The sequence below is a fragment of the Kitasatospora sp. NPDC059327 genome, assembly GCF_042752535.1.
Taxonomy (GTDB): domain Bacteria; phylum Actinomycetota; class Actinomycetes; order Streptomycetales; family Streptomycetaceae; genus Kitasatospora.
Genome location: NZ_JBHYYB010000071.1, coordinates 1 through 11,131, shown reverse-complemented (window position 1 = coordinate 11,131; position 11,131 = coordinate 1). Strand labels below are relative to the sequence as shown.

Sequence of the window (11,131 nt, the reverse complement as noted above, 5' to 3'; positions counted from 1 at the left end):
ACGCCTACCTCATCGCCCACCAGACGTACCCGCTCACCCCGGACACCGTCTACGGCGCGTGGAAGACCGTCGGCCTGCTCACCGCGCCGGCCCCGGCCGCACCACCCCACCCGCCGAGCACCGCCCACCGGAAGGCACCCGCCGTGGCCCTGGCCGTATCCCGCGACGCACAGATCGCCGCCCTCTACGAGAAGCTCCACCACCGCGCCGCGATCCTGGCCGGCCTCACCCCCGGCAGCCACTCCCACGCCGGTATCCAGGCCGAGTGCGACGCCATCCACGCCGAGATACGGCGCCTGCAGTCCACCACCAGCATCTCGCCGAAGGCCGTCCTCATCACCGTCGGCGTGCTCCTGCTGATCATCTGGAGCGCCCTCCACTGACGTCCGGTCAGTCACGCTGCCCACCACGGCGCCCGCCGCTCCCGCCACCCAGGCCGGGGCGGCGGGCGCCGTGGTGAGCGGCGCGGCCGTCCGGCCGACACAGGAGAGGACACCCCGATGAGCCAGCACGACAGCACCCCGGCCGCCCCGCAGCACCCCACCGACCTGCGCGACCTCGAACCTCTCGCCGCCCGCTGGGCCGCGCGCCGCGACGGGCGCCCCATGCCGCCCCTGGACCAGGCCACCCGCCAGGCCCTCATCCGCACCCTCACCGAGGCCGCCGCCCGCAGCGCCGCCGCCAACCCCGAGATGGCGCGCCGCGCCCAGGCCCGCGCCGACGAGTTGCGCGCCGGCCTGGACTGACCCGGCACCGCCCGCCCGCCACCACCGGAGAGGACCCCTCACCATGCGCCGCCGCCACCTGCTCCCGCTCCTGCCCGCCCGACTGCTCCGCCGCTTCGGCCACCACACCGCGCTCCACGACCCGGCCGCCCTGGCCGCCGCGCTGGAGGCCGACCTCGACGCCGTCAACGAGGGCCGGCCCACCGACCTCGCCAGGGCCCTGGAGAGGTCGACCGCGCCGGCGGACTTCCAGCCCGGCCTGCTCGGCCTGCACCGCGAGGCGGCCGGCATCGTCGGCTACCTCTGCAGTGCAGCGGCCGCCTCCGAGACCCACCTCGACCTCCACGACCCCGACCAGCGCCGCCTCTACCAGGACCTGCTGGACGCCGTCCGGGCCGCCGAGGAACTCCGCCTGCGCGTGGCCGAGGCCGCCTCCCACGCGCTGCCCGCCCTCGCCGAGAGCACCACCGCACTCCAGCACAGCTGACCTGTCCCGGCAGTCACGCTGCCCACCACCGCGCCCGCACCCCCGCCACCCAGGCCGGGACAGCGGGGCGCGGTGGTGCGCGGCGCGGCCGCCCGGCCGGCACCCGACAAGGAGGCTCCGTGACCACCGACACCGCCCCGCCCACCCGCCCCGCCCCGCCCGTCCACGCGCCGTTCGCCCGACCCGGACGCACCTACCGTCAGGACAGCGCCCTGGCCGACGCCTCCGACTGGGAGCTCGCCCGCCTCGCGCTCGACCGGCGCTCCTTTGCCGTCTACCACGACGACCCCAGCGCCGAGGAGGCCCGCAGCCTCGCCGACCTCCTCACCGCCGAGGAAGCGGCGCGGGTCGACCGCTTCCTCGCGGCAGGCGTCCAGGACACCGGCCGCCTGGACACGATCGCCACCGGCGGACCGGACCTCACCGACGACGACCGGACCTGGCTGCTCGACCAGCTGCGCCTCGCCTGGCAGCGCCTGGACAGCCTGCACGACGCGATCGACCGCTCCGGCAGCATGATGACCACCACCTACGCGGCGAGCGCCGTCGACTACGTGCGGTGGTCCCGGCGCCCCGAGGCGCTCACCGGACGCCGCCCCGCCCCGCGGCAGGCCGGTGCCTGATGGCCGCCGAGCTCACCATCGCCCTGGTCGGCGTCGTCGGCACGCTCGCCGGCACCCTGACCGTCACCGCGCTCCAGCACCGGGCCGCCCGCGCCGAGCGGACCGAGCGCACCGCGCAGGACCGGCGCCGCGACCTGGTCCAGGCCGTCACCGCCCTGGTGGCCGCCCTCGCCGCGCACCGCCGCACCATGTGGGCCCGCGAACGGCTTCGCCTCACCGGCGCCGACGACGCGGTGTACGCGCAGGCGCGTAGCGAGAGCCACCGCACCCGCGCCGACATCACCGCCCCGCTGGTCACCCTCTCCATCCTCGCGCCCGCCCTCGCCCAGGCCGCCCAGAAGGCCGCGCGCGCCACCTACGCCATGCGCGCGGCAGCCGACCACACCGCCCTCGACAAGGCCCGCACCGAGGCCGCCGCCACCAGCGAGCGCCTGGTGGCCGCCGCCGCCGAGCAACTCGCCTGACCAGCCACCACACCACCCCGGAGGAACCCGCCGTGACCACCGACCAGGCCCGCCCCCTCGACCCCGTCCAGCCCGGTGACGTCGTCTGCATGATCGGCTGCGCCGCCAGCGGCAAGAGCTCGGCCCTGCGCACCGTTCCCCCGCACCAGATCGTCAGCCTGGACCGGTTGCGCGCCGTGGTCTCCGCGCCGGGAGACCAGGACGCGACTGCCGACGCCGTCCTCCTCCAGCACCAGATCCTCCTCGCCAGGCTGCGCAGGGGAGCCACCACGTACGTCGACAACACGTCCCTGTCCGCCCACCACCGGGCGCAGCTGGTGGAGCTGGCCCACCAGTACGGCCGCCGCGTGATCGCCGCCCACTTCGACGCCCCGCTCCCCCTCTGCGTCGAGCGGAACCGGGCGAGGCCGGCCGAGCAGCGGGTGCCCGAGGACGTCCTGCGCCACCAGCACCGCATGTCCCGCTCGGCCCGCGAGCTGCTCGCCGGCGAAGGGTTCGACGAGGTCCGACTGCACCGCTTCTCCGGGTCCTGACGCCGCCCACCAGCGCGCGCCCCGCCACCGGCACCCCACCCGGGGCGGGGCGCTCTGGTGCGCGGCGCGGCCACCCGGCCGAGCCCCGCACCGGAAACACGGAGCCACCAGATGACCTCCTCCCCCGACCTGCCCACGCTGCGCGCCGCCGCCCGGCGAGAGATCGAGCGGCACGCCGGCCGGCCGCTGCCCGGCACCTGGCGACTGGTCCGCCTCGACGACCTGCCCGCCATCGCGCCGACCTGCGGCCAGGACCACCGGGGCCGCACCCCGATCCACCCCGGCGTCGACGGCCTGTACGACTGCTGCCCGCAGCCGTGGATCCGCGTCGGCATCCCCGCCGTCGCCGACCTCCTCCTCGCCCTCCTCAACCAGCCGGCCCCGGCCGCCCCGGCCGGACCGGAGCCCGTGAGCGACGACCCCACCGGCGCCTGGACCTGACCACCCCCGACACGCCCCGCACCACCCCGAACGAAAGGACAGCCCGAGATGACCGAGACCGCCCGCCACCGCCTGCTCACCACCGCCCTGGACACCGCCGACAGCGCCGCCACCGTCCTCGCCGGAGCCGGCGCCGGCCTCGCCACCTACCGAGCCCTCGCCAACCGCCCCACCGAGACCCGACTCACCCTCACCGCGGCCGCCGGCGCCCTCGCCCTCTGCCTCGCCGACCAGGCCACCACCCTGATCCGCCGCCCCCTGCGCGCCCGCCTCGGCCTGCCCACCTACGGCTACACCGCCACCACGACCACCACCCCGACCCAGGCCCCCTCGCCCGAGCGGCTCACGACCGAAGCCGCCGCCGACGCCGCCCACCGCGCCGCCACCCGCGCCCACACCCTCGACCACGCCTCCGGCAGCCTCACCAAGCCCACCAACTGGACCGGCCAGGCCGACGGCTCCGCGACCTGCGAGCTGACCCCCGACGCCCACCTGCTGTGCCTGCCCGCCCCCAGCGACCGGTACGGCACCGGCACACGCACCTACCACCTCGTCCCCGACGGCGAGCGCCCCATCGAGGTCCACACCCTCGCCGAGATCGTCGCCCTCCTGGACCGCCTCGCCGAAGCCGGCACCCTCACCCCGGAGACCGACGACGACGAAGACGAGCACTACCACTACGGCGACCACGAGCCGCACGACCACCGCGACCAGGACAACGAGGACGACCAGGCCCACTTCATGGGCGCCTACTCCGAGGAACCGCCCTTCTAACCCCCGCTACGCCCGACGACCCAGCAGCGACCCGGCCCGGCCCCGCACCGCGAGGCCGGGCCGGGCGCTCCTCCCCGAACCGCCCCGCAGCCCTGGAGGACCCCGTGACCCGCTCCGTCATCGCCCCCACCCCCGACAGCCCCGCCAGCCAGGCCGTCGGCCTGGACCTGGACGGCACACTCACCCAGCCCGGCCCCTGGCTCGGCGGCCGCATCGGCCTGCCCCAGCCCGGCGCCATCGACGCGCTGCGCACCCTTGCCAGGTGTCGAGCCGTGTTCGTCTACACTGCGCGGGCTTCAGTGTGGCTGCCGGAGATCGCTGACTGGGTCACCTGGTACTCCGGGCTGGAAGCATTCGTCGACCCGTCGCCGGGCAGGGCGTACTACACCGCGGTCGGCGGTCCGATCCTGGTCACCAACACCAAGCTCGGCGCGGCCGCGTATGTGGACGACCGCGCCATTCACCACGCCGGCGACTGGACCGACACCCTTGACGCCGTTAGTCGCGCGATCGGCCTCGACCACGTCGGTGTCCTCGCCGCTGCCTGATCCCCAGCGCAGTGAAGGGCTCGCTTCCCCTCGGTGTCGACACCGGGAGGAGGTGGGCCCTTTTGCGTTTCAGGAGCCCGACCAAGATCATTCTTGTCCAATTGTACAAAAACGATCTTGATCGGACGGGTGTGAAAGCGTGAGGGGGCCACTCGTCAGGGGGTTGCCCGGAGGTGCCGCCCTGCGGCAGCGGTGCCAGTGGCTATGGTCCCTGCATGACCGAAATCGCAACAGCGCCCGTTCTCGGCGCCCCAGTCCTGCCCGGGCCACGCCCCGGCGAGGCGTACATCATCGCCATGTGCAACCAGAAGGGCGGCGTCGGCAAGACAACCACCACCATCAACCTCGCCGGCGCCCTCGCCGAGCACGGCAGGCGCGTTCTCGTGGTCGACTGCGACCCGCAGGGCAACGCCACCATGGCGTGCAAGGTGCCGCTGCTCGACGAGGACAAGGGCCCCACCCAGGCCACCGTGCTCCTGCAGATGGGCGACCCGCGGCCCCTCATCGCCGAGACCAAGGTGCCGAACATCCACATCCTGCCCGCCTCGATGGACATGGTCTTCCTGCCGTCCCGAATGCGTGAGCACGGCAGCAGCATCGGCCTCTACCGCCGGCTGCTCGCCCACGTCCTCCACCTCTACGACTTCGTCCTGCTCGATCTGCGCCCGGCGATCGACACCGACACGGACGCCCAGACCGCCGCCGCAGACGGGGCGGTCATTTTGGTGGACGTAGACGAGTGGGCCATGAAGGCCGTCAAGATGCAGACGGCGCAGCACATTGCCGTCATGCGCAAGGCAGAACGCCCGGACGACGCCCTCACGATCCTCGGCCTGGTGATCGGGCGCATCGTCAAGCCGATGGGGGACATTGACGCGCGGATCTACAGGCAGCTCCAGCAGCACCCACGGATCCGCTGCATCGGCGAGGTGCCGATCCGGTCGACCGACCTCAAGGAGTCCCGCGCCGTCGGCCTGCCGGTCGTCCAGCACCGGCCCAAGACCGATACCGCCTCGTTCTTCCGTACGATCGCCGTCAACGCCGGGCTGGTGAAGGCGGCGTGAGCGGCGAGTACGAAATCGACGGCTGGGACGACGAAGACGCCACCGAGGCCGCCGCCAAGACCCTGGTCAGCACCTCCGAGCGCGCCGACGAGGAACGCCGGTTCGCAGCCGACCAGCAGATGGCCGCGCAGATCAAGGCGGCGGTCGATGCCGCCCGCCCCGGCCTCGACAAGATCCCCGACCCGGTCGAGCCCTCCGGCGACGGCGACCTGACCCCGGAGGAGGAGCAGCGCCTGGCGGCCTGCGTCGAAGGCGTCGAGCTGCTGTCCACCGCCTACTGGGTGGCGGGCAAGTCGCTGGACACCATGGCCGTCGGCAGGCTGTTCCGCCGCCTCCCGCACAAGCTGGAGCCGACCCGCCGCTACGCCACGATCGAGGAGTGGGCGGGCGTCGAGCACGGCATCAAGCAGTCGCGGTGCAGCAAGCTGCGCGCGGGGTGGGAGCTCGGCGAGGTTCTCAACGCCCGCGGCTACAAGGCCCCCGAAGGGCAGGTCCGCGAGCTGGTGCCGCTCAAGAACCGGCACGGCCTCAAGGCCGCCGTCGGCGTCTACCAGCTGGTGGTCAACTCCGTCGGGACTGACAAGGTCACAGCCGAACGCATCCGTGAGACCGTGCGGCTGCTACCCGGCGACCTGGCCCTCAGCGACGAGGACGACCCGGAGGTCATCGCCCACACGCTGAACGACGCGATCGAGTCGGCGGATCCCCCGCAGCCGAAGCCGTCCGCAGCCCTGCCGGCCGAACTCAAGCGGGACGTCGACCGCCGGGCCGTAGCCCTCGCCGACCGGCTCGACCGCGGGCGCATCGACCGCCAGGTGGTCCTCGCCCACCTGCTCGCGGCGTTCGCGGACGAGAGCGACAGCAGGGTGTTCGACGCGGTCTTCGACCGGATGAAGAAGGCCGCCAGCTGAGCACAGCACGAAGAGGGCGCCCGGCCAATTGTGGTGGCCGGGCGCCCTCTTGCGTACTCGATGCACCCTACCCGAGCCCCGGACATCGGCTCAGGTCCATGCGCCGCAGTGCCGCCTACAGGCAAGAACACTTTTCTCGATTCCGTTGGGACTGGTGCGGGGACAGCCCGTGACCCGGTTCGGTTCAGGTCACCTCGCCTGGTGGACCGCTGCCGGTCTGGCGTGGGCCGATCGCGGCTATCGGCGGCTGGAGCCTGGGCGAGCCGGACGAGCGCTGAGCACGGCTGCCTGCACGTCCAGCGGAGGATGGACGTCGTGTGGGCGGCCGTCGGCGCTGGGCCGTCAGCCGCGGCCTCCGGAGCCCGGCGGGTCTATCGGGGCTAGTCGGCGGGCAGCTGTCGGCTGGGTCAGCGGGTGTGGTTGATGAAGGCGCGGGAGCCGTCGTGGAAGGTGATCGTGGCTCCGTGTCCGACGGCGGGTGGGGTGGGCCGGGTGGAGTAGAGGTCGACGGAGGCGATCTCGCCCGGGTCCGTCGCGAGCAGCTGGGCGATGAGGGCCCGCTCGACGGTGGCGGGGTCGTTCGTGAGGGCCGGGATCTCCATCGCCGGCGGCTTCTCGCCCAGGACCGGGGCCGGATCGTCTTCGTCGCTCCAGGTCTCGCCCGGGGCGTTCAGGACGGCGACCTGCCACCGTGACGTGCGGCCGCCCGTGTCGACGACGACGCCGAAGGGATGCCGGGTGTGGCCGGCGTCGGCGAAGGTCCGCGCCGTGGCTCCGGGCAGCGCGGCCGCGGCGTCGAGGAGCAGGTGCTGGACACGGGCAGGGCGCATGGGGGTGTCCTTCGGGGTGGGGTTTGGCGTCACGCTACCGGCCGCGGGTCCGGGCGGGCCCCGGGACGGCCGTGCAGCTGACGTTTGATCACTCCGGCAGCTTATCGAACAATAGTTCTATGACTTCCGCCGTGCCGTTCTCCAGCCCCGCCCGTTCGCCTGAGCGGCCGGGTGATGCCGAGCGGGCGCCGCGGGAGCTGATGTCCCTGCCCGGCGCGTCCCGGGACGTGCGCAGGTGGCGGCTGGTGGAGATCCGCCTCGGCGGCCGGTGGCGGCCCGGGCTGCTCACGGTGTGGCGGCGCCCGCCGGGCAGCGCGGTGTGGGTCGTCCACGTCACCTGGGGCCCGGAAGGCGCGGGGCCGGGCGCGGAGTCGTGGGGGTGGTTCCTGTTCGACAGGGACCGGATCCGCCCTGTGCCCGAGCCCGCCGACCCGGCCCCGGCCATCGCCCCCTACTCGGGGACGTGGCGGGACGCGGTGCGGGTGCCGGCCGAGCTCGCCGGCCCGGCCGGCACCGACCCGGCCGACCGGTGCTGGCGTCTGGCCTGGCTCCGCGCCGAAGGGGCGTGGCGCTCGGTCCTGGTCACCGCTCGCCGCCGCCCCGGACCCGGGCTGCCCTGGATCGCCCATGCCCGCTGGGGCGAGGACAAGGCGGCCGCCTGGGTAGTTGCCGATGGTGTCACCCTGCGCCCGCTGCCGCGGTCCGAGCCGGCGGCCGACGCCGAGGCGGACATGCCCGCGGCGCCTGTCGCGCCGCCGGCCCCGGCCGCCCCGGGGGAGTCCGCGTGAACCTGGCACCCGCCCCCGTGCCCGTTGCCGATCTCGCCGCCGAGCGCCGTGGTGGTGTCTGGCGCGCGGTGGTGAGGGTGAGTCAGGATGACGGCATGACGCTACTGCTGGACGACCTGCGGGACCGGCAGCGACGGGCGGTGGGAGGCCCACCGGAGTGGGGCCAGGCCTGGGACCGGGTCCTGGAGCTGACCTCCGCGCCGTGGCAAGGGCGGGAGATGATCTGGGACAGCCCGGTCCTCGCCGACGGCGCCGCCACGCTCGCCCTGGCCCTCTACCTGATCGCGACGGACACCGGGACCGCGCCGGCGACGGTCACCAGAGCACAGGTCGAGGCGCTCCTCGCCGTCCCTCCCGACGGAACCGTCCTCGACGTGACCGCCCGCTGGGACGCCCTGGTGAGCGCGGCCGGCCACGACCCGCGCAACCCGGGCGATCCGGTGTCCATCTGCTGGCAGGGGCTGCAGACCGACCACAGCCTGCCCGCCGACGCCCCGGACTGGATGGTGATGGACGGCCCCCGACGCTGGGGCATCGCCTACCAGGAAGGCCTGGGCTACGCCCTGATGCCCCGGTTCGGGCTGGACTTCTGACCCCGCGCCGGCCGGGCCCGCGGAGGGTTCGGTCCGGGGTCAGGTGAAGTCGCCGAGAGGGCCGGCGTCGACCCGGGTGAGGTCGAGGTCGACGATCACGGCGTGGTGGTCGCTGTGGTCGTGCGCGATGACCCGGTAGTCGACGACCGCTGGGGTCAGTGCCGCGGTCGTGTGGACCTGGTCGACCCGCAGGCCGCCGTGCCACGCCGTCGGCCGGCGCAGCAGCGGGTCACCGCGCAGGTCGGCGAGGTGGGCGGCGACGTCGGTGAGGTCGGCGTCGCGCAGGACCTGGCCGACGATCCGGTCGCTCGCCCACGGGTCGCCGGGCCGCTCGCGTCGCCGGCACCGCGCGGACCTGTTGTAGGGGCGGACCGTCTCCCAGTCCGGCTCGGGGTCGTCGAACGTCGGGTGGTTGATGTCCCCGCCGATCAGCCCGATGCCGCCGTGCCGGTGGACACGGGCCGCGAGGATCTGCGCCTCCACCGCCGCGGCCTGCGCGGAGTAGGGGATCAGGTGGGCACTGATCGCGACGAGCGGGGCGGGGAGTTCTGCGGCGATGCCCCATGGGGCGATCCGGGCGGCGGCGTAGCCGTGGTGCATTTCGCCGGTGTACCGGGTCTCGACGTTCTCGACCCGCAACTGCGCGGGGTCCCAGGCGACGGCGACCGGCAGGTTGCGGGACGGGGCGACGGCCAGCTCCATGCCGAACGCCTCGGCGGCGGCGGCCGCGGCCGCGGGGTCGGCCAGGTGGTCGGCCTCCTGGAGCAGGAGCAGCTGCGGCCCGACCTCGCGCACGAGCTCGACCAGCCCGGCCCACCGACCGTCGGTGCCGGCGCCGTACTGGATGTTCTGGCTCATCACCATCAGCACGTCGTTCCCTTCCTGCCGCAGGGCGTCCGCCTGCCGTCATGACCGGCACGGTAGTGCGCGGACCGAGGCCGGCGGGCGCGGGTGACGGTGTTCGGGCGGGGGTCGGCCGCGCGGGCCCGCTCCGCGGAGTTGTGGCTGCCGGACGGCACTGGCGCGGTCTGCGCGGCGGAGGAGGGCGTCGGCATCGAGAGGCGGTCGGGGGAATCGGCGGGCGCCGGCCTGGCATAGCCGGGGTGCCGTCCGGGACCGCCGGCGGGCAGGGCGTGTCGGGTGTGGGTGGTGTCCGGCGCGCGGTGGTGAGGGTCGCCGCCGGGCAGGCGCCGGCCGATCCCGCCGGGTGTCGTCGCCGAGATATGGCGGAGGGTGGCCGCACCCGTAAAAGGGGTGCGGCCACCCTCGTGGGATCGCGCCGGAATTCGCGGGCCCAGTCCCTGTTCCATGGTGGAGCCCACGACGCCAGGGGAGGATCCAGCCCTGAAAGAACCAGAATCAGCGTTGTTGAGAGATTGTCACCGGCGGCGGTACCGGGCAAGCACGCCTTGGACGAGATTGCATGAATCCTCGATGTCCACCCCGCCCAGCTGAGCGTCTTCCGGTCCGAGTCCACCGACCACAGGTCGAAACACCCCGGACGGGTGACGCTTCGGATGGATGTTTCTGAATCAAACCCCCGGGCGTGTTGAGAGCAGATTGTAGTTACGGGGTTACAGGTGCTTAGATCTGACTGTTCGACGCTCAGGGGCCGGAATCCCCTGTCGAGCGACCAAGTAATGGAGCCCACCCCGTGCCTGACGCCCCCTCATGGGTACGTCGGATCGCGGTGCAGCCAGGGTGCGCGCCTCCCGTGGGCGCGCACCCCTCCCTCGGCCCTGACTACAAGAACCGAACGATAGGACAGCGCAGTGACGATCGTCGTCCCCCCGTACCCCGCCCCCGGCCCCGTGCCGGCCCGGCCCAAGAACCTGACCACCGGCGAGGTCATCATCGTGGTGGTCATCCTCGCCCTGGCCGCCGCCCTGATGGCGCTCGGCCAGCCGATGGTTGGCGCCATCGAGGTCGCCGGCGGCCTGGTCTTCCTCGCAGGCCGCACCATCAAGGCGCTGCGCGACCCCGACCCGAACCCGGCCCAGGGCTTCTAACCCCCACCCATGGGGCGGCATGAGAAGCCCATCGCCGCAGACACACCACAATCCGAGGCGTTGGCGCGCTGGCTCCGAGAGCGACGCCAACGCCTCGGCGTGAGCTACACGGCGCTGGCCACGAAGACGACAGACAAGATCAGCGCCTCGATCCTCTCCCGAGCCGCGAGCGGCACCGTGCCCACCTGGAACGTCACGGAGCAGTTCACCCTGGCGTGCGGCGCCGACATCGCCACCGCACGCCGCCTCTGGAGAGCCGCCCGCTGGGCCCAACAGGACCTGGAACGGAAAGGACGCGTGACCCACGGATACGCCGATCTCGTCACCCGTCTCGACGACCA

Annotated in this window: 16 protein-coding genes and 1 pseudogene; 15 read left to right on the top strand and 2 right to left on the bottom strand. The window is 73.7% G+C overall.

What is annotated here, in order from left to right:
* The first annotated feature begins 143 nt into the window (after window positions 1-143).
* The 11 genes from ACFXHB_RS32120 (at window position 144) to ACFXHB_RS32070 (ending at window position 6,570) form a co-directional block, all read left to right on the top strand.
* Window positions 144-383: a hypothetical protein gene (locus ACFXHB_RS32120; protein ID WP_380578219.1), complete on the top strand. Its 240-nt coding sequence runs from the start codon at window positions 144-146 to the stop codon at window positions 381-383.
* 117 nt (window positions 384-500) lie between these two features.
* Window positions 501-746 carry a hypothetical protein gene (locus ACFXHB_RS32115; protein WP_380578217.1) on the top strand — a complete coding sequence of 82 codons (246 nt, stop codon included), beginning with the start codon at window positions 501-503 and terminating at the stop codon, window positions 744-746.
* 43 nt (window positions 747-789) lie between these two features.
* The gene (locus ACFXHB_RS32110) at window positions 790-1,212 is read left to right on the top strand and encodes a hypothetical protein (protein WP_380578215.1); all 423 of its coding nucleotides are present in this window, start codon (window positions 790-792) and stop codon (window positions 1,210-1,212) included.
* Between the two features lie 119 nt (window positions 1,213-1,331).
* Window positions 1,332-1,835, top strand: a complete 504-nt coding sequence (locus ACFXHB_RS32105; protein ID WP_380578213.1) for a hypothetical protein — start codon at window positions 1,332-1,334, stop codon at window positions 1,833-1,835.
* Window positions 1,835-2,299 carry a protein kilB gene (locus tag ACFXHB_RS32100; protein ID WP_380578211.1) on the top strand — a complete coding sequence of 155 codons (465 nt, stop codon included), beginning with the start codon at window positions 1,835-1,837 and terminating at the stop codon, window positions 2,297-2,299. Before ACFXHB_RS32105 ends, ACFXHB_RS32100 begins: the two co-directional genes overlap by 1 nt.
* A gap of 32 nt (window positions 2,300-2,331) precedes the next feature.
* Window positions 2,332-2,832, top strand: a complete 501-nt coding sequence (locus ACFXHB_RS32095; protein ID WP_380578209.1) for an AAA family ATPase — start codon at window positions 2,332-2,334, stop codon at window positions 2,830-2,832.
* A 111-nt stretch (window positions 2,833-2,943) separates the two neighbouring features.
* The gene (locus tag ACFXHB_RS32090; RefSeq protein WP_380578207.1) at window positions 2,944-3,273 is read left to right on the top strand and encodes a hypothetical protein; all 330 of its coding nucleotides are present in this window, start codon (window positions 2,944-2,946) and stop codon (window positions 3,271-3,273) included.
* Between the two features lie 48 nt (window positions 3,274-3,321).
* The gene (locus ACFXHB_RS32085) at window positions 3,322-4,047 is read left to right on the top strand and encodes a hypothetical protein (protein WP_380578205.1); all 726 of its coding nucleotides are present in this window, start codon (window positions 3,322-3,324) and stop codon (window positions 4,045-4,047) included.
* Between the two features lie 104 nt (window positions 4,048-4,151).
* Window positions 4,152-4,595 carry a hypothetical protein gene (locus ACFXHB_RS32080; RefSeq protein ID WP_380578203.1) on the top strand — a complete coding sequence of 148 codons (444 nt, stop codon included), beginning with the start codon at window positions 4,152-4,154 and terminating at the stop codon, window positions 4,593-4,595.
* Between the two features lie 215 nt (window positions 4,596-4,810).
* A complete protein-coding gene (locus tag ACFXHB_RS32075) occupies window positions 4,811-5,659 on the top strand; it encodes a ParA family protein (protein ID WP_380578201.1) in 849 nt (282 codons plus the stop codon).
* Entirely contained in the window at window positions 5,656-6,570 is a 915-nt protein-coding gene (locus ACFXHB_RS32070; RefSeq protein ID WP_380578199.1) for a hypothetical protein, read from the top strand. Before ACFXHB_RS32075 ends, ACFXHB_RS32070 begins: the two co-directional genes overlap by 4 nt.
* Before the next feature lie 407 nt (window positions 6,571-6,977).
* On the opposite strand, the gene ACFXHB_RS32065 is transcribed toward ACFXHB_RS32070, so the two are convergent.
* Window positions 6,978-7,400: a hypothetical protein gene (locus tag ACFXHB_RS32065; RefSeq protein ID WP_380578197.1), complete on the bottom strand. Its 423-nt coding sequence runs from the start codon at window positions 7,398-7,400 to the stop codon at window positions 6,978-6,980.
* Window positions 7,401-7,519: 119 nt separating this feature from the next.
* Between ACFXHB_RS32065 and ACFXHB_RS32060 the strand changes: the two genes are divergently transcribed.
* The gene (locus ACFXHB_RS32060; protein ID WP_380578195.1) at window positions 7,520-8,188 is read left to right on the top strand and encodes a hypothetical protein; all 669 of its coding nucleotides are present in this window, start codon (window positions 7,520-7,522) and stop codon (window positions 8,186-8,188) included.
* Window positions 8,185-8,781 (top strand): hypothetical protein, encoded by a 597-nt coding sequence (locus ACFXHB_RS32055; RefSeq protein ID WP_380578194.1) that lies wholly within the window; start codon window positions 8,185-8,187, stop codon window positions 8,779-8,781. Before ACFXHB_RS32060 ends, ACFXHB_RS32055 begins: the two co-directional genes overlap by 4 nt.
* Window positions 8,782-8,820: 39 nt before the next feature.
* Here the strand turns inward: ACFXHB_RS32055 and ACFXHB_RS32050 are convergent, their stop codons facing one another.
* Entirely contained in the window at window positions 8,821-9,645 is an 825-nt protein-coding gene (locus ACFXHB_RS32050; RefSeq protein WP_380578193.1) for a hypothetical protein, read from the bottom strand.
* Window positions 9,646-10,553: 908 nt separating this feature from the next.
* Between ACFXHB_RS32050 and ACFXHB_RS32045 the strand changes: the two genes are divergently transcribed.
* Together ACFXHB_RS32045 and ACFXHB_RS32040 are read left to right on the top strand one after the other, a co-directional pair.
* Complete coding sequence (locus ACFXHB_RS32045) at window positions 10,554-10,790, top strand: hypothetical protein (protein WP_380578192.1); 237 nt, start codon at window positions 10,554-10,556, stop codon at window positions 10,788-10,790.
* Window positions 10,791-10,889: 99 nt separating this feature from the next.
* Window positions 10,890-11,131: pseudogene (locus ACFXHB_RS32040) on the top strand (XRE family transcriptional regulator); the annotation flags it as partial.